Origin of the sequence: Austwickia sp. TVS 96-490-7B (genome assembly GCF_019331795.1) — a bacterium.
GTDB lineage: Bacteria > Actinomycetota > Actinomycetes > Actinomycetales > Dermatophilaceae > Austwickia.
This window is the reverse complement of sequence record NZ_JAHPZL010000004.1, coordinates 364,470-382,426: the sequence shown is the minus strand read 5'-3', so window position 1 is coordinate 382,426 and position 17,957 is coordinate 364,470. Positions and strand designations below refer to the sequence as shown.

Below are 17,957 nucleotides of genomic sequence, written 5' to 3'. Positions count from 1 at the left end.
CGGATTTGACACTCGCTCAGCTGGAAGGATAACTTAGAGAAGTCGCCGAGCGGAAAGCTGAAAGGCTGAAAGCGAAGCGGTAACTGATTCTTGAGAACTCAACAGCGTGCCGAAATCGATGCCAATTGTTTGTTGGTTTCAAGTCAATTCGGCTCTGGCTTCACGTGAGTGGGGTTAGGGTTTTTTGGTTTGGGGCTGGGATCTTGGCTGGTCGCAATGTTTTTGTGGCTGGTTGAGTGTTTTCTAAATTGTTTTTGGAGAGTTTGATCCTGGCTCAGGACGAACGCTGGCGGCGTGCTTAACACATGCAAGTCGAACGATGAAGCCCTTCGGGGTGGATTAGTGGCGAACGGGTGAGTAACACGTGAGTAACCTGCCCTTCACTCTGGGATAACCACGGGAAACCGGGGCTAATACTGGATATGACACACTGGCGCATGATGGTGTGTGGAAAGATTTATTGGTGGAGGATGGACTCGCGGCCTATCAGCTTGTTGGTGAGGTAATGGCTCACCAAGGCGACGACGGGTAGCCGGCCTGAGAGGGTGACCGGCCACACTGGGACTGAGACACGGCCCAGACTCCTGCGGGAGGCAGCAGTGGGGAATATTGCACAATGGGCGAAAGCCTGATGCAGCGACGCCGCGTGAGGGATGAAGGCCTTCGGGTTGTAAACCTCTTTCGCCAGGGAAGAAGCGAAAGTGACGGTACCTGGAGAAGAAGCACCGGCTAACTACGTGCCAGCAGCCGCGGTAATACGTAGGGTGCGAGCGTTGTCCGGAATTATTGGGCGTAAAGAGCTTGTAGGCGGTTTGTCGCGTCTGCCGTGAAAATCCAAGGCTTAACTTTGGACGTGCGGTGGGTACGGGCAGGCTAGAGTGTGGTAGGGGAGACTGGAATTCCTGGTGTAGCGGTGAAATGCGCAGATATCAGGAGGAACACCGATGGCGAAGGCAGGTCTCTGGGCCATAACTGACGCTGAGAAGCGAAAGCATGGGGAGCGAACAGGATTAGATACCCTGGTAGTCCATGCCGTAAACGTTGGGCGCTAGGTGTGGGGCTCATTCCACGAGCTCTGTGCCGCAGCTAACGCATTAAGCGCCCCGCCTGGGGAGTACGGCCGCAAGGCTAAAACTCAAAGGAATTGACGGGGGCCCGCACAAGCGGCGGAGCATGCGGATTAATTCGATGCAACGCGAAGAACCTTACCAAGGCTTGACATACACCGGAAAAGTGCAGAGATGTGCTCCCCGTAAGGTCGGTGTACAGGTGGTGCATGGTTGTCGTCAGCTCGTGTCGTGAGATGTTGGGTTAAGTCCCGCAACGAGCGCAACCCTCGTTCCATGTTGCCAGCACGTAATGGTGGGGACTCATGGGAGACTGCCGGGGTCAACTCGGAGGAAGGTGGGGATGACGTCAAATCATCATGCCCCTTATGTCTTGGGCTTCACGCATGCTACAATGGCCGGTACAAAGGGCTGCGATACCGTGAGGTGGAGCGAATCCCATAAAGCCGGTCTCAGTTCGGATCGGGGTCTGCAACTCGACCCCGTGAAGTCGGAGTCGCTAGTAATCGCAGATCAGCAACGCTGCGGTGAATACGTTCCCGGGCCTTGTACACACCGCCCGTCAAGTCACGAAAGTCGGTAACACCCGAAGCCGGTGGCCTAACCCTTGTGGAAGGAGCCGTCGAAGGTGGGACTGGCGATTGGGACTAAGTCGTAACAAGGTAGCCGTACCGGAAGGTGCGGCTGGATCACCTCCTTTCTAAGGAGCATCGTCGGCTTGTAGCTCTGTCAGTCGCGTTGTGGTGGCTGGGGGTTGGTCGACGAGTGGCCTTTTCATCACTGACGATGTGGTGGGGGTTGCTCAAGGGTGGAACATCGATGGATGGCGTCTGCTGCTGATGTGTTCAGTGAGTACGGTTGGTGCTGGTGTCTGTGATGCTGGTGTTGGCGGGGAAAGCTGGCTGTTGGGTGGTGGGTGTCGTGGCACGCTGTTGGGTTTTCAGGGCTCAGCTACTGTTGTGTGGTGTGGGTTCTGTGGGACTTCCCGCGTGAGCTGGTTATACCCGTCTGCTGGTGTTGTGTGCTGGTGGGTGTGTGGTGGCTGGTGTGTGGGGTGTGTGGTGTTTTGAGAACTGTATAGTGGACGCGAGCATCTTTGTGGCCAAGTTTTTAAGGGCACACGGTGGATGCCTTGGCACCAGGAACCGATGAAGGACGTGGGAATCTGCGATATGCCTCGGGGAGTCGATAACCAGACTGTGATCCGAGGATTTCCGAATGGGGAAACCCGGCTGGAGGCAAGTCCAGTCACTTGCACCTGAATATATAGGGTGTGTAGAGGGAACGTGGGGAAGTGAAACATCTCAGTACCCACAGGAAGAGAAAGCAACCGCGATTCCGTGAGTAGTGGCGAGCGAAAGCGGAAGAGGCTAAACCGTGCATGTGTTAAAGCTGTCAGGCGTTGCATGTGCGGGGTTGTGGGACTTTTCGATCAGTGCTGACACGCTGGTACGCAGTCAAAAATTTCTTGTATAGACGAACGGTCTTGAATGGCCGGCCAGAGACGGTGGTAGCCCGGTAGTTGAAATGCAAGGAACTGTGGAGAAGTATCCCAAGTAGCACGGGGCCCGAGAAATCCCGTGTGAATCTGGCAGGACCACCTGCTAAGCCTAAATATTCCCTGGTGACCGATAGCGGACAAGTACCGTGAGGGAAAGGTGAAAAGTACCCCGGGAGGGGAGTGAAATAGATCCTGAAACCGTGTGCCTACAATCCGTCGGAGCCTCTGTGTGGGGTGACGGCGTGCCTTTTGAAGAATGAGCCTGCGAGTTAGTGCTCCGTGGCGAGGTTAACCCGGGTGGGGTAGCCGTAGCGAAAGCGAGTCTGAATAGGGCGTTTTAGTCGCGGGGTCTAGACCCGAAGCGGAGTGATCTACCCATGGCCAGGTTGAAGCGCCGGTAAGACGGCGTGGAGGACCGAACCCACTTAGGTTGAAAACTGAGGGGATGAGCTGTGGGTAGGGGTGAAAGGCCAATCAAACTCCGTGATAGCTGGTTCTCCCCGAAATGCATTTAGGTGCAGCGTTGCGTGTTTCTTGCCGGAGGTAGAGCTACTGGATGGCTGATGGGCCTTACCGGGTTACTGACGTCAGCCAAACTCCGAATGCCGGTAAGTGTAAGCGTGGCAGTGAGACTGCGGGGGATAAGCTCCGTAGTCGAGAGGGAAACAGCCCAGATCACCAGCTAAGGTCCCTAAGCGTGTGCTAAGTGGAAAAGGATGTGGAGTTGCAGTGACAACCAGGAGGTTGGCTTAGAAGCAGCCACCCTTGAAAGAGTGCGTAATAGCTCACTGGTCAAGTGATTCCGCGCCGACAATGTAGCGGGGCTCAAGCACACCACCGAAGCTGTGGCATTGACACATTTCCTAAGCCTTCGTGGTTCAGGGGTGTTGATGGGTAGGGGAGCGTCGTGTGGCGAGTGAAGCGCCGGAGTGATCCAGGTGTGGACGCTACACGAGTGAGAATGCAGGCATGAGTAGCGAATGACGGGTGAGAAACCCGTCCGCCGAATAACCAAGGGTTCCAGGGTCAAGCTAATCTGCCCTGGGTAAGTCGGGACCTAAGGCGAGGCCGACAGGCGTAGTCGATGGACAACGGGTTGATATTCCCGTACCGGCGAAGAACCGCCCATATCGAACCCAGTGATGCTAAGTGCCTGAAGCTGCTTCGTTTTCTGCCTTCGGGTGGAGTGAGGTAGTGGAGCGCATGACCCGATCTGGTAGTAGGTAAGCGATGGAGTGACGCAGGAAGGTAGCCTCCGCGTAGCGATGGTTGTCTACGTCCAAGCATGTAGGACGATGTCCAGGCAAATCCGGGCATCATGAGTCTGAGATGTGATGGTGACACCGTTTGGTGGAAGCAGGGTGATCCTATGCTGCCAAGAAAAACTTCTAGCGAGGTTCGAGCCGCCCGTACCCTAAACCGACTCAGGTGGTTAGGTAGAGAATACCAAGGCGATCGAGTGAATCGTGGTTAAGGAATTCGGCAAAATGCCCCCGTAACTTCGGGAGAAGGGGGGCCTGATCCTTGAAGGCTTCACAGTCTAGGGGTGAGGGCCGCAGAGACCAGGGAGAAGCGACTGTTTACTAAAAACACAGGTCCGTGCGAACACGTAAGTGGATGTATACGGACTGACGCCTGCCCGGTGCTGGAACGTTAAGGGGACCGGTTAGCTCACTTGTGGGCGAAGCTGAGAACTTAAGCGCCAGTAAACGGCGGTGGTAACTATAACCATCCTAAGGTAGCGAAATTCCTTGTCGGGTAAGTTCCGACCTGCACGAATGGCGTAACGACTTCTCCACTGTCTCAACCGCGAACTCGGCGAAATTGCATTACGAGTAAAGATGCTCGTTACGCGCAGAAGGACGGAAAGACCCCGGGACCTTTACTACAGCTTGGTATTGGTATTCGGTACGGCTTGTGTAGGATAGGTGGGAGACTGTGAAGCTCATGCGCCAGCATGGGTGGAGTCAACGTTGAAATACCACTCTGGTTGTACTGGATGTCTAACTTCGGTCCGTGATCCGGATCAGGGACAGTGCCTGGTGGGTAGTTTAACTGGGGCGGTTGCCTCCTAAAAGGTAACGGAGGCGCCCAAAGGTTCCCTCAGCCTGGTTGGCAATCAGGTGTTGAGTGCAAGTGCACAAGGGAGCTTGACTGTGAGACAGACATGTCGAGCAGGGACGAAAGTCGGGACTAGTGATCCGGCCATGGCTTGTGGAAGCGTGGTCGCTCAACGGATAAAAGGTACCCCGGGGATAACAGGCTGATCTTGCCCAAGAGTCCATATCGACGGCATGGTTTGGCACCTCGATGTCGGCTCGTCGCATCCTGGGGCTGGAGTAGGTCCCAAGGGTTGGGCTGTTCGCCCATTAAAGCGGTACGCGAGCTGGGTTTAGAACGTCGTGAGACAGTTCGGTCCCTATCCTCTGTGCGCGTTGGAAACTTGAGAAGGGCTGTCCCTAGTACGAGAGGACCGGGATGGACGAACCTCTGGTGTGTCAGTTGTTCTGCCAAGAGCACCGCTGATTAGCTACGTTCGGAAGTGATAACCGCTGAAAGCATCTAAGCGGGAAGCACGCTTCAAGATGAGGTTTCCATGGGGACACGATCCCCGAGAGGCTCCCAGCTAGACTACTGGGTTGATAGGCCAGATGTGGAAGCACAGCAATGTGTGGAGCTGACTGGTACTAATAAGCCGATGACTTGACACATAAAGATCCTCGCGTCCACTGTATAGTTCCCGGAACATCAACACCCACGGGAACCCTCACACCCTGTCAAAACAGTGTGAGGACTGTTGATAAGTACGACAACGTTACGGCGGTCATAGCGAAAGGGAAACGCCCGGTCTCATTCCGAACCCGGAAGCTAAGCCTTTCAGCGCCAATGGTACTGCACTGGAGACGGTGTGGGAGAGTAGGACGCCGCCGGACAAACATTCACGAAAGCCCCTGGAGATCATCTCCAGGGGCTTTCGTTTTATCTGGTCACACTCCTTCTGATTTCAGTTAGGCATACATGCATTCAGTTGGCTGTGGCTCCACATGGCGGAGGTAACGCACATCACTGATTGATACACATCACTGATTGTGTGCGGACCAGAGTTCTGTCCATGAGATACCCAGTTCTGCCACCATGGACCGTAATCCGGTGATGGACACCCCTACAACATTATGGTGATCACCGTTGACCCCGGATACAAAAGCAGCACCCAAGCCATCAATGGTGAAGGCGCCTGCGCATGCTAACGGCTCACCGGTAGACACATAGGCTGATACCTCAGCATCAGTCACCTCGACGAACGACACCGTCGTACTGACAATGAGCCCCACGGCAGCTTGATCTCCAGCACATACGTCAACAAGCCAATGTCCCGTGTGCAGCACTCCCTGGCTGCCAGACATCAAGTGCCATCGCGCTTTGGCCTCAGCTGCGGACCCTGGTTTGCCATACGCCACGCCGTCCATTTCGAACAGCGAATCACAGCCCAACACCAGCACCCGGGCATCAGTCGCAGAAGCGGTCCTGTCTGACCTAAGCCCTCCGGGAAGTCCTACCTCACTGATCCAGCGTGACGCCACGTCTTCGCACTTGGCGCGCGCCAACACCAACGCCGCCTCGGCTGGTGACAACTCGCCACGTTGGGAACGCTCCTGCCGCACGATAGCGGCCTCATCGACCCCAGAGACCTGCACCGTAGGGGACACCCCAGCAGCTCGTAGTGTCGCTAAGCGAGCAGGAGAAGCTGAAGCCAGAACCAGCTGAACGGAGCTCGTCACTGGGCCAGGATAGCTTTACGCAAGGTGTCCAGTCCGACCCCACCAATGTCCAGAGACTGACGGTGGAACCTCTTCAGATCGAAGGCCGCACCCTCACGAGCACGCACCTCGTCACGTAGCTGCAACCACAGACGCTCACCGATCTTGTACGACGGAGCTTGCCCAGGCCAGCCCAAATACCGGTCTAATTCGAACCGCAAGAACCCCTCCGCCATCTGGGCATGACTGTTCAAGAACTCCCACGCCTTGGCGTAATTCCACGATCCCCCACCCACCTCAGCTGGCGCCTCAAGACCACAATGCAGCCCAATGTCCAGCACCACCCGAGCTGCGCGCATCGACTGACCATCGAGCAGCCCCAGCCGGTTACCGGGATCTTCCATGAATCCCAGCTCCTCCATGAGACGCTCCGCGTACAGGGCCCATCCCTCGCCGTGCCCGGAAGTCCAGGCCATCAAGCGCCGCCACCGGTTCAACAGCTCTGATCGAAACACTGTCTGCCCCACCTGCAAATGATGCCCGGGGACTCCCTCGTGATAAACAGTGGTCAGCTCACGCCATGTCCCAAACGACGTGACGCCCTTCGGCACCGACCACCACATTCGACCCGGACGTGAAAAATCATCCGACGGACCCGTGTAATAAATCCCGCCGCTCTGCGTCGGTGCGATACAACACTCGATGCGACGTACCGGCTCTGGAATGTCAAAATGTTTCTCCGCCAGCGCATCGACGGCAGCATCCGCCGTACGTTGCATCCACTCCTGCAGAGCCTGCGTCCCCTCCAAACGGTACGTTGGGTCCTCATCTAATATTGCTGCCGCCTCCGCAGGGGAAGCCCCCGGACGGATGAGCTCGGCGACGGCGCCCATCTGCTTCTTGATACGTGCCAACTCTTCCTGGCCCCAGGCGTAGGTCTCCGCCAAATCGATCCGTGTGCCCAGGAAAATCCGAGAGCACAGTTCATAGGTCTCCCGGCCCACCGGATCCCGGTCAACCGCGATCCGAGATAACGCATCGAGGCGGGTCACCGTCTCTGCGTATCCCCGACGTGCCTCGCTCGTAGCGTCTTCTACGAGACGAAGCAGCCGCTCATCCCCCTTGGCCAACGTGCCCAACCCAGCGAAATACCCTTCCTCGCCAGCGAGTTCACGGGCCTGCTCTTGACAGGTCAACACCTGTCGCAACACTGGCTGCCGTCCCCGACGCGCAGCCTCATGCAGTGACTCATCCCACTGCTCCAAGGCCCGCGGAATCCCCCGCATCCGCCGAGCAAGCAACTCGACCTGCTCGGGGGTGTCCGTCGGCATCAAATCCAATGCATCGCGAATCATCTGCATCGGGCTGGCCAAGTTGTTCATCGACGCCAGATCTAATGCGGCGTCATGAACCTCTTCTTCTAAGCCCAACCGTTCCTGCATCGCCTCTACCGTCACCCGGTCAACGTCGTCCACAATCTCGACCGTCCCGATGCGACGCAGGACATCCCGGCGTAACTCCGACAACGCCGCCAATCCCTCCGGGGAGAAATCGTCGTACTCATCCTCCCGGCCCGGCAAACCCAACTGGGTGGCCATCAACGGGCTCAACTCCACCAACCGATCGACGTACTCCTCAGCAACACGATCGGCGGCAGTCAACTGACGAGAAGAAACGATGGAAGAGGTCACCCCACGAACGTACCGCAACAGTCGCTACTGAACGGGGAAACGCGAAACCGTCGATTCCCTACCGCGTCAGGCTCGCCCGTGCTAGAGCGGAGCAGCTCAGCCGCCGACCTGAGCACCCCAGCCAGCGCCCCGGGCCGCTCCGACATTGAACGACCTTGACGGTCTGCTCCACCCCTTTGCCGACGAACTCGGACTCGTCTGGTCGCCGCGCAGCAGTGCTAACAGCACCACAGTGAGCGCCGCCAATTCTTCAGCGTCCACCGCACCGCGCACCACCTGGAACAACACATCGTCCTGAGCAGATACGACGTCACTCATCACAGACCTCCATGACCCACCGGACAGCACCGCCCACCCCACAACATGCCCGTCACAGCGGAATGTTGCCGTGCTTCTTCGGCGGCAACTTCTCCGACTTCGATCGCAACGCTCGCAATGCCCTGATCACCTGGACACGAGTCTGTGCCGGTTCGATCACTGCGTCGATATATCCGCGTTCCGCCGCGACATAAGGATTAGCCAGCGTCGTCTCATACTGCTCAATGAACTCTCGCCGAGCAGCCTCCACGTCACGCCCCTGCTGCACCGCCTCAGCCAACTGCTTCCGATACAAAATGTTGACCGCGCCCTGAGCGCCCATCACTGCGATCTGCGCTGTCGGCCAGGCCAAATTCACGTCCGCGCCCAGATGCTTTGACCCCATCACGTCGTAAGCTCCGCCGTACGCCTTTCTCGTGATCACCGTGACCAACGGGACCGTCGCTTCGGCATACGCAAAGATCAACTTAGCGCCGCGACGAATAATCCCATTCCACTCTTGGTCCGTCCCGGGAAGGAAGCCCGGGACGTCCACGAACGTCAGCACCGGAATATGGAAGGCATCGCAGGTCCGCACGAACCGTGCTGCTTTCTCTGAGGCATCTATATCGAGCGTGCCAGCGAACTGCATCGGCTGATTCGCAACGACGCCAACACTGCGTCCCTCCACCCGACCGAAACCGACGATGATATTCGGTGCGAACAAGGCATGGACCTCAGTGAAAGCGCCGTCATCCACCACCGTCTCGATGACAGTGTGCATGTCATACGGCGAGTTCGCTGCATCTGGGATGAACGTGTTTAATGCCTCGTCCTCGACGGTCACCTCAGGTTCCTCGTCGAACTCGTAGACGACAGCTTCTTCCAGGTTGTTCTGCGGCAAATATGACAACAGTTCACGAACGTAATCGAGAGCATCATCCTCATCGGTTGCGGCATAGTGCGCCACGCCTGACTTCGTGTTGTGGGACTGCGCCCCACCCAGGTCTTCGAAGGCGACATCCTCGCCGGTGACAGTCTTGATCACGTCAGGGCCAGTGATAAACATATGTGACGTCTGATCCACCATCACGATGAAATCAGTGATCGCTGGAGAATACACTGCGCCACCAGCGCACGGACCCATGATCAAGCTGATCTGCGGGATCACCCCTGAAGCATGAACATTCCGGCGGAAAATCTCGCCGTACAAGGCAAGTGAGGCGACTCCCTCCTGGATGCGAGCGCCACCAGAATCATTGATTCCGATCACGGGACATCCGATCTTCAACGCCAAATCCATGACCTTGACGATCTTCTCCCCGAACACCTCGCCCAATGATCCGCCGAAAACAGTGAAGTCCTGGGCGAACACACATACCGGACGGTGATCGATGGTCCCATAGCCGGTGACGACCCCGTCGCCGTACGGGCGATTTTTCTCCTGGCCAAAGTTGGTGGAGCGATGACGAGAAAGGCCATCCAGCTCGACAAAACTTCCCTCGTCGAGAAGCTGATCGATGCGTTCACGAGCGGTTTTTTTGCCTTTGGCGTGCTGTTTCTCTACCGCTCTTGCGGAGCCCGCATGGAGCAACTCGTCGCTCCGTCGACGGAAATCGGCCAACTTACCGGCCGTCGTGTGCAGATCAGGCTGCTCCGGAGTGGTCCCGGTCGTGGCGGCGTCGCTCATGGCGGAGAGCCTAGCCTTGACGCCATGCCCATGGAGCTGAGTGAAGACCCCTTACGTCACGCCCTGATCACCGACCGCACCCCCTGGCGCGAAGTCAGCTGCCCAGCGCAGCTCGGATCAACCAATGCTGCGGCCCTTGCCGACCCCCGCCCCTGGCGAGTCGTCACCACCCCACACCAGACCCACGGGCGCGGTCGTCACACTCGCAGCTGGGAATCTCCCGCCGGCGCGTCCGTCGCCGTGTCGTTCACCGTGCCGCTGGCCAAGGATCCTGCCTCGTGGGGGTGGCTCTCCTTGATTGCCGGCCTGGGCGTCACCCGGGCGCTGGGGCGTGTGACCGGTAGCCCTGACAGTTTTGCCCTCAAATGGCCTAACGATGTGCTGGCCCGTGAACCTCACGGTCGGTGGGGGAAAGTCTGCGGAATCCTCTGCGAAGCAACACCTGCCACCGATAGTGGCATCGCCGTCGCCGTCATCGGCATTGGCGTGAACCTCGACCTGAGCCCCGAGGAACTCCCCGTCCCGGCAGCGACCTCACTGACCCTTGCCGGCCATGAACGTCACGCCCCCGCGGATGTCGTCGTGGCTCTCGCCCACGAGATAGCTGACCTGCACGGACCGTGGTACGCCGGGGGGCTTACCCTCGACGAACTCCGCCGTGACTATCGTGCCGCCTGCACCACCATCGGTTGCGACGTACAAGTACACCTGCCCGACGGCATCGTTGTCGAAGGGGAGGCCGTGGATGTCTCCCGCGGTGGGGAAATCGTCGTGATGATCGATGGTGCCCGCCGCTCCTTCGCTGCCGGAGACGTTATTCATCTACGGCGAGCGACTCCCACCCGACCGACCAGTCAGGCATGATCAGTCCATGACGAGGGGCAGCGGCGCCATGCGGACGCCGGCGGCGCACCCAGACCGTACGCCGGCGGCGCTGCGACCTGTGCCTGCGCCGCCCCATCCGTCCGGCACCCGCCCCACCACGGGGCGGGTTGGGCGTCGTACCGTCGAACCGGGACGGCATCTCCTTCCCGGCGGGCCGCGCCGCACCCACCCCACCCCGTTGCTAGCGATCGGTCGACAGAGCCCGCCTGAAGCCCTCGACGACGGCCTCGACGAAACCCTCGTCGGTGAACGCTTTTACGCTCCGACTGAAGCCACCGCCGCCGTTGGCGTCTCTCGGCAATGGGCGCGACGCTACTGGCGGGCCTTGGGATTCCCGCAGGTCGGCGACGATGACATCGCCTTTAGCGACGCCGACGTCGAAGCTCTCGCCCGTATCGCTGCCCTCGTTCAGGACGGACCACTCGACGAGGACACGGCGCTGTCATTGACTCGGGCTCTGGCCCGAAGCTGCGATCAGCTCGCCGTATGGTCAGCCCAAGCTCTCAGCGACATGGTCCATGAGCACGGCGACGCCGACGGTAGCGTCAACACCGCCGACCTGATGGCCCGGATCGCCCCCGACCTGGAACCCCTGCTGCTGCATGCCTGGCGACGACATTTGGCGACCGCGCTTACCCACATCGACAACCACGATCGGCCCTCCCGATGCCCCCACCACGGCAGCATCGTCGGATTCGCCGACATGGTCGGATTCACCCATACCGTGCGCAAGCTCACCGACAGTGAAGTCGGTGAACTCGTCCAACGGTTCGAAGTGACCACCTCAGATGTCATTTCCGCCTACGGCGGTCGCCTCGTGAAAACCATCGGTGATGAAGTCCTGTTTTCCTGCCAAGATGCTTATGCTGCCGCCGGAATTGGACTGGCACTGATTGAGGCTGCCCGCACTGACCGTGCCCTCCCTGCCCTGCGGATCGGCCTGGCCCAAGGTCCCGTCGTCTCCCGGCTCGGTGACCTGTTCGGCACCACCGTCAATCGCGCCGCCCGCCTTACCTCCCTCGCTAGACCCGGCACGATCCTCAGCGACAGTGAAGCCGCCCGCGGGCTCACCGACCGGGACGAATTCCGTCTGATTCCACTGCGCGCCCGAGAACTACGCGGCTTGGGGCCGACCCGGGCCTATGTCGTCAGGTCCACCCATGACCTGCCGCCCCCGCCCCGACCCCGCGCCTCGAGCAACACCAAGCTGACCAGTCATTTCCCTCCCAGAACGTTCCCATGGCCAGCGCCCCTGCGACGAGACCAGGAGAAGGACCAGTGAGCGAGCACCCCTCGTATGTCACCCTGCGACGGCATGGACCGGACGACCACGTCGCTGAACTTGTCCTAGACCGTCCAGACGCCATGAATGCCATCTCCACCGACATGGCCCTCGCACTCACCGCGGCCGCCACGACCCTGGCTGCAGATCCCACCGTCCGGGCCGTTGTCATCACTAGCAGCCATCCGCGGGCGTTTTGCGTCGGTGCCGACCTGAAAGAACGACACACCTTCACCGACACCGACCTGATGCGGCAACGACCGGTGACCCGAGCCGCCTACCGCAGCGTCTTGGACCTGCCCATGCCAGCCATCGCCGCTATCGACGGATATGCCCTGGGCGGGGGCTATGAAATCGCGCTGTCCTGCGACACGATCGTCGCCTCCAGCGCAGCCACCATCGGTCTGCCCGAAGTGTCCGTCGGGGTCATTCCCGGGGGTGGGGGCACCCAACTCCTGACGCGCCGTGTCGGCGCCGCCGCCGCCTCCTTGACGATCTTCACCGCAGCACGCATCGACGCCACCCGAGCTCACCAGCAAGGACTCATCGACATGCTGACCGAGCCTGGGGCTGCCCGTGACACTGCGCTCGCTCTGGCCCGTGACATCGCGGGCCACAGTCCGGTCGCCACCCGACACGCCAAGAAAGCCCTCCGGATGGGGATGAGCGCGGATCTGCCTGCGGGACTTGAGATTGAGGACGCCTGCTGGCGGGCCACCGCGAACAGCCCCGACCGGGCCGAAGGAGTCGCCGCGTTCGTCGAAAAACGCCCACCTCGCTGGCCTGGGGCGTGACCCCGCCTCGAAGGGACCATCGGCGCTGCGCTTCTCAGCGAACAATATTGACAATCAATCGCATTCAGATCGAAGGTTGCTCTTCGATCAACCGTCCTGAAGAGGCACTTCGCCCTAGGATGACGCCATGATCCGAGTGCTGCTGGCCGAGGACGATCCGGCGATCAGCGAACCCTTGGCGCGAGCATTACGGCGTGAAGGTTATGACGTCGTGGTCTCCGACGACGGACTGCGCGCCTTGGGCGCCGCCCAGGACAACCCCGACCTGGTCATCCTGGACCTCGGCCTGCCCTCCATGGACGGGCTCGAAGTATGTCGACGCCTCCGCTCCGAAGGACGCACCGCCCCCATCCTCATCCTCACCGCCCGCGCCGATGAAGTCGACACCGTCGTCGGACTCGATGCCGGCGCTGACGACTACGTCACCAAACCGTTCCGGCTGGCCGAACTCCTGGCCCGCGTCAGAGCCCTCTTACGGCGTACCCCCGGTGCCCCAGCGGATGAAGATGGCGGGGTGCGCATCGACGCCCAGGCACGTCGCGCCTACATGAACGACGAAGAACTCCAACTCACCGCTAAAGAATTCGACTTGTTGCGAGTTCTCGTCCGCGAACAGGGCAAAGTGGTCTCCCGGGAGCAACTGATGCGTGAAGTCTGGGACACCCAATGGTTCGGCTCCACGAAAACCCTCGACATGCACGTCTCGGTGCTCCGCCGCAAACTCGGCGACGACGCAGCGCGACCCCGCTACATCACCACAGTGCGCGGAGTCGGCTTCAGGTTCGAACGGCTCGACGGACTGGGCTGACCGGTGCGCCGTTTCTTGATGCGGTCGGCGATCACGTCGGGATTCGTCGGCCTCATCGTCTTCTTCGTCCCGGTCACGGTGCTGCTCACCATCGCCGTGAAGCATCACCTTGACCGGGACGCGCTCTACGGGGTGCCACCCCCAGTCATTGCACCCTGGTGGGTGCTGTTGGCCGCGCTGGTCCTGGCGATCATGGCCTGCGCTGTCGGACTCGCGTTGGCCAACCGAGCCTCCACTCGATTTATCGAACCCATGCAGCGCCTCACTGAACAAGCTGAACGGCTCGGTGCTGGCGACGCCCGTTACGAGCGAATCCGCAGCGGTATCGAGGAAATTGACCGAGTCTCCGCTGTCCTAGCCAGCAGCGCCCAACAACTGCTCACCTCGCTGTCCTCAGAACGGGATTTCGCCTCCGATGCCTCCCATCAACTGCGCACCCCGCTCACCGCGCTGCTCATGCGCCTCGAAGAAATCTCGCTCACTGACGATCTTGACGTCGCCCACGAAGAAGCCAACATCGCTATTGACCAGGTAGAACGACTCAACGCCACCGTCGATGCTCTGCTGGCCCGTTCCCGCACCCACTCCCCAGCAGCCTCCGCACCCACCTCCCTAGATGCCGTCCTGGCTCGTCTGCAACAAGAGTGGATGCCCGCCTTCGAATCGGCGCAACGCACCGTGCGAGTCAGCGGCGAACGAGGCTTGCGCCTGATCACCACACCCGTCGCACTCGCGCAGATCCTGTCCACCCTCATCGAGAACTCCCTGGTCCACGGCAAGGGCCTCGTCCGGATCGACGCCCGACGTTCCGGGCCATCAGTCGTGGTCGAAGTCTCCGACCAGGGCCTCGGCGTCTCACCCGAACTCGCGCCGCATATTTTTGAACGCAGCGTGTCCACCAAAAGCACGGGCCTGGGTCTTGGACTTGCCCGGGATCTTGCCGAAAGTCACGGCGGCCGACTGGAACTGGTCCAGGGATATCCGGTCGTTTTTGCGCTATTCCTGTCCGCCGCCGAACCCACACTCGAAGCAGGCGACACGCCCCGTCAACCCTGACTGGTGCACCTCGTTAGCCTGGCCCGGTGAGCATCCCCCAACGCGCTCCCGGAGGTTTCCCCGTCGTCGGCATCATCGGCGGCGGCCAACTCGCTCGGATGTGCGCCCCACCCGCCGTCGGACTGGGGATTCAACTCTCCGTCCTCGCAGAAGGTCACGACGATCCCGCCGCTCTCGTCGTCCCCTCCGCGCCGCTAGGCACCCATGACGACCTGGACGCCGTCCGAGCGTTCGCGGCGCAGTGTGACGTCGTCACCTTCGACCACGAACATGTCCCCGCCACAGTCCTAGCTGCTCTCCTCGCCGACGGAATCCCGCTACACCCCCATCCTGAGGCGCTTCGCTACGCACAAGACAAACTCGCCATGCGGCGCCGTCTCGACGCGTTAGGCATTCCTTGCCCGCTGTGGGCGCAGATCACCTCACCCGCCGAACTGGCCGCCTTTGGGGAGCGCGCCGGCTGGCCGATCGTCCTCAAAGCACCTCGCGGCGGGTACGACGGGAAAGGGGTCCGGCTCGTCCGCACTCCTGAGGAGGCTCTCGACTGGCTCGCCACTGCCGGGCCGGACGGACTCCTCGCCGAAGCTCATGTCGACCACCGGCGGGAACTGGCCGTGCTACTCGCCCGCAGTCCCTCCGGTCAAGCCGCTGCCTGGCCGGTCGTGGAAACCGTGCAAGAACAAGGGATCTGCACTGAAGTCATTGCTCCCGCGCCTGACCTTGATCCGCATTTCGCGGCTCTCATCACCCATGACGCGCTACGCATCGCCGGTGAACTTCAAGTCACCGGGGTGATGGCTGTGGAAGTTTTCGAGATTGAGGGTCACCACCAGCCGACGTACGTCGTCAACGAACTGGCCATGCGCCCTCATAACAGCGGTCACTGGACCATTGATGGGGCCATCACCAGCCAGTTCGAACAACATCTGCGTGCCATCCTCGACCTGCCCCTCGGCGACCCCCGTCCCCGTGCGTCGTGGACCGTCATGGGCAATGTGCTCGGTGGTGACGGGTACGACGAGCTCTACTCGACGTACCGGCATCTCTTTGCCCGCGACCCGGGCTTGAAAATGCACCTCTACGGCAAACGCGTCCGGCCTGGCCGCAAAATCGGTCATGTCAACGTCTGTGGCGATGACCTACCTGATCTGCGTGAACGTGCCCGTCACGCCTGCGACTACCTCGCTGGCATCGTCACGAGCTAATCCCACCCTCACCGCACCAGAAAGGCCCTCAATGGAAATCGCACCCCTCGTCGGGATCGTCATGGGCAGCGACAGTGACTGGCCGGTCATGCACGACGCCGCCGCTGCCCTTGACGAATTCGCTATCCCTTACGAGGCCGACGTCGTCTCCGCGCATCGCATGCCCACCGACATGATTGACTACGGTCGCGCCGCCGCTGACCGCGGCCTCCATGTCATCATCGCCGGCGCTGGGGGAGCGGCTCACCTGCCTGGAATGCTTGCCGCTGTCACTCCGCTCCCCGTCATCGGTGTCCCCGTGCCTCTCGCGCACCTCGACGGCATCGACTCCTTGCTGTCCATTGTGCAGATGCCTGCCGGAGTCCCCGTCGCCACCGTCTCCATCGGCGGGGCTCGCAATGCTGGCCTTCTCGCTGCCCGCATCATTGGCGCTTCGACCAGCGACCCTGGCCGCGCCGCCGAGGTACGTCGACGCATGGTCACCTTCCAAGATGACCTGCGCGACGCCGCTCACGCCAAAGGACGTGCCCTCCGAGAGCGTCGCGCCTCCACGTCATGAGGCCCTAGGACCCCATATCGTCCCTGGTGGGCGCTAGCGTGACTCCATACCACGGAGTCGACGACGACCCAGGAGACCGCGATGCGATTCGGCCTGCACATCCCCCAAGGACGCCGCCTGGACCTGCTCGGGATCGACCCTGAGCAGCATTGGGGAGTGATGGCCGGTTTGGCCCGTCGTGCCGACTCCAGCGACGACTGGACCGCAGTGTGGATCGATGACCACTTCCACGCTGCACCGCTGGCGGCACCCGCCCCCACCCACGAGGCGTGGAGTGTGACCGCCGCGCTCGCCGCGGTCACCGGGCGAGTCCGGCTGGGGGTGCTCAGCACCTGCCTGCCTCATCGATTCCCCGCGACTCTCGCCAAGACCATTGCCACCGTCGATGTCATCTCCGAAGGTCGGCTGGACCTCGGTTTCGGTGTCAACGGCCACGAACCAGAATGGCGGGCCTACGGTCATGGATTCCCGAGCAGCGACGAACGGGTCGACGCCCTCGAAGAAGGCATCGAAGTGCTGCGTCAGGCGTGGACACAGGGTCGTATCGACCGCGGACCGCTACGGGCGGCGATGACGTTGCCGGTGCCATTGCAAGATGGCACCGCCGCTCAGACTGGGCCCGGCGTACCGATGTGGTTTGTCGCCGATCACGATCGGATGGTGGAACTGGCTGTCCGCCACGGTGACGCGGTGATTCTGCCCACTGCCCCGGAAGCGTTCGCTGCCTGGGGTGAATCCCTGGACGATCGATGCCACCAGGACGGCCGAGATGTCGATGAGATCACCCGCGCCGCCGAATACGACGTGGTCATCGGTCGGGATGAGGAAGAAGTCCGGTCCCGTCTCGACTGGTATCACGACCATCTGGTGGGTGCCGGGCTGTCCCACGATCTCGCCACCGAGCAGGTCCATGCGCTGACTGGGCAACCTTTGGTGGGACCGGTGGAGCAGGTCGTCGAGGAGCTTTTCGCGCTGCGTGCCAACGGGTTGACCTACGCGATGTGTCAGTTCACTGAAGCGGCGTACGACCTCAGCGGTGTCGACCTTTTTGAACGAGCGGTGATCCCGGAACTCCGCGGGGTCGGGACTCACCCGAGCGGGCACGATGCCAGCCGGGACGAGGGCCGACACGACGAAAACCGTGGCGGTTTCCGCCTCTTCGGGCGGCACGATCACCACTGATCATCGATACGGCGGGGGAGGGGGTCCGCGCGACCTGAAATTACATGTATGTATCATGCATGTGATCGCTTAGGTTCAGTCAGGCCACGCCGACAGGACACCACAGCACCCGCTGCGCCACCACGCAGCCCTGCGACGACGCAGCCCCGCAAGCGCACCCACACCGACGTGAGACCCACCCC

General features: G+C 60.8%; 12 protein-coding genes and 3 rRNA genes. 11 read left to right on the top strand and 4 right to left on the bottom strand.

Going from position 1 to position 17,957, the window contains the following annotated elements:
* Nucleotides 1–251 precede the first annotated feature (251 nt).
* From KEM60_RS07590 to rrf, 3 genes are all read left to right on the top strand, one after another.
* Nucleotides 252–1,767 (top strand): 16S ribosomal RNA (locus KEM60_RS07590).
* Nucleotides 1,768–2,167: 400 nt separating this feature from the next.
* A 23S ribosomal RNA gene (locus KEM60_RS07585) occupies nt 2,168–5,279 on the top strand.
* A 105-nt stretch (nt 5,280–5,384) separates the two neighbouring features.
* Nucleotides 5,385–5,501, top strand: a 5S ribosomal RNA gene (gene rrf, locus KEM60_RS07580).
* Together the 16S, 23S and 5S rRNA genes form the textbook arrangement of a ribosomal RNA operon.
* A gap of 147 nt (nt 5,502–5,648) precedes the next feature.
* Here the strand turns inward: rrf and KEM60_RS07575 are convergent.
* The 4 genes from KEM60_RS07575 to KEM60_RS07560 form a co-directional block, all read right to left on the bottom strand.
* Nucleotides 5,649–6,347, bottom strand: coding sequence for a nucleoside triphosphate pyrophosphatase (locus tag KEM60_RS07575; protein ID WP_219106905.1), 699 nt, complete (start codon nt 6,345–6,347; stop codon nt 5,649–5,651).
* A complete protein-coding gene (locus tag KEM60_RS07570) occupies nt 6,344–8,017 on the bottom strand; it encodes a DUF885 domain-containing protein (protein WP_255574363.1) in 1,674 nt (557 codons plus the stop codon). Before KEM60_RS07570 ends, KEM60_RS07575 begins: the two co-directional genes overlap by 4 nt.
* Before the next feature lie 96 nt (nt 8,018–8,113).
* Nucleotides 8,114–8,335, bottom strand: coding sequence for an acyl-CoA carboxylase epsilon subunit (locus KEM60_RS07565; protein ID WP_219106904.1), 222 nt, complete (start codon nt 8,333–8,335; stop codon nt 8,114–8,116).
* A gap of 52 nt (nt 8,336–8,387) precedes the next feature.
* Nucleotides 8,388–10,004, bottom strand: a complete 1,617-nt coding sequence (locus KEM60_RS07560) for an acyl-CoA carboxylase subunit beta (protein WP_219106903.1) — start codon at nt 10,002–10,004, stop codon at nt 8,388–8,390.
* Between the two features lie 24 nt (nt 10,005–10,028).
* On the opposite strand from KEM60_RS07560, the gene KEM60_RS07555 reads away from it, so the two are divergent.
* The 8 genes from KEM60_RS07555 (at nt 10,029) to KEM60_RS07520 (ending at nt 17,775) form a co-directional block, all read left to right on the top strand.
* Nucleotides 10,029–10,868: a biotin--[acetyl-CoA-carboxylase] ligase gene (locus KEM60_RS07555; RefSeq protein WP_255574361.1), complete on the top strand. Its 840-nt coding sequence runs from the start codon at nt 10,029–10,031 to the stop codon at nt 10,866–10,868.
* A 7-nt stretch (nt 10,869–10,875) separates the two neighbouring features.
* The gene (locus KEM60_RS07550) at nt 10,876–12,171 is read left to right on the top strand and encodes an adenylate/guanylate cyclase domain-containing protein (protein ID WP_219106902.1); all 1,296 of its coding nucleotides are present in this window, start codon (nt 10,876–10,878) and stop codon (nt 12,169–12,171) included.
* A complete protein-coding gene (locus KEM60_RS07545) occupies nt 12,168–12,965 on the top strand; it encodes an enoyl-CoA hydratase/isomerase family protein (protein WP_255574359.1) in 798 nt (265 codons plus the stop codon). The genes KEM60_RS07550 and KEM60_RS07545 overlap by 4 nt, the downstream gene beginning before the upstream one ends.
* A 127-nt stretch (nt 12,966–13,092) precedes the next feature.
* Nucleotides 13,093–13,773: a response regulator transcription factor gene (locus tag KEM60_RS07540; RefSeq protein WP_219106900.1), complete on the top strand. Its 681-nt coding sequence runs from the start codon at nt 13,093–13,095 to the stop codon at nt 13,771–13,773.
* Nucleotides 13,774–13,791: 18 nt separating this feature from the next.
* Nucleotides 13,792–14,829, top strand: a complete 1,038-nt coding sequence (locus KEM60_RS07535) for a HAMP domain-containing sensor histidine kinase (protein WP_219106899.1) — start codon at nt 13,792–13,794, stop codon at nt 14,827–14,829.
* Nucleotides 14,830–14,855: 26 nt separating this feature from the next.
* The gene (locus KEM60_RS07530; protein ID WP_219106898.1) at nt 14,856–16,034 is read left to right on the top strand and encodes a 5-(carboxyamino)imidazole ribonucleotide synthase; all 1,179 of its coding nucleotides are present in this window, start codon (nt 14,856–14,858) and stop codon (nt 16,032–16,034) included.
* 31 nt (nt 16,035–16,065) lie between these two features.
* Nucleotides 16,066–16,593 (top strand): 5-(carboxyamino)imidazole ribonucleotide mutase, encoded by a 528-nt coding sequence (gene purE / locus KEM60_RS07525; RefSeq protein ID WP_219106897.1) that lies wholly within the window; start codon nt 16,066–16,068, stop codon nt 16,591–16,593.
* Nucleotides 16,594–16,674: 81 nt separating this feature from the next.
* Nucleotides 16,675–17,775, top strand: a complete 1,101-nt coding sequence (locus tag KEM60_RS07520) for an LLM class flavin-dependent oxidoreductase (RefSeq protein WP_219106896.1) — start codon at nt 16,675–16,677, stop codon at nt 17,773–17,775.
* The last annotated feature ends 182 nt before the right edge of the window (nt 17,776–17,957 follow it).

Excerpts from the sequence above, each read along its gene's own strand:
- KEM60_RS07520 (WP_219106896.1), top strand. The coding sequence starts at position 16,675 with ATGCGATTCGGCCTGCACATCCCCCAAGGACGCCGCCTGGACCTGCTC.
- KEM60_RS07555 (WP_255574361.1), top strand. The coding sequence starts at position 10,029 with ATGCCCATGGAGCTGAGTGAAGACCCCTTACGTCACGCCCTGATCACC.
- KEM60_RS07540 (WP_219106900.1), top strand. The coding sequence starts at position 13,093 with ATGATCCGAGTGCTGCTGGCCGAGGACGATCCGGCGATCAGCGAACCC.
- KEM60_RS07535 (WP_219106899.1), top strand. The coding sequence starts at position 13,792 with ATGCGGTCGGCGATCACGTCGGGATTCGTCGGCCTCATCGTCTTCTTC.
- KEM60_RS07550 (WP_219106902.1), top strand. The coding sequence starts at position 10,876 with ATGACGAGGGGCAGCGGCGCCATGCGGACGCCGGCGGCGCACCCAGAC.
- purE (WP_219106897.1), top strand. The coding sequence starts at position 16,066 with ATGGAAATCGCACCCCTCGTCGGGATCGTCATGGGCAGCGACAGTGAC.
- KEM60_RS07565 (WP_219106904.1), bottom strand. The coding sequence starts at position 8,335 with ATGAGTGACGTCGTATCTGCTCAGGACGATGTGTTGTTCCAGGTGGTG.
- KEM60_RS07560 (WP_219106903.1), bottom strand. The coding sequence starts at position 10,004 with ATGAGCGACGCCGCCACGACCGGGACCACTCCGGAGCAGCCTGATCTG.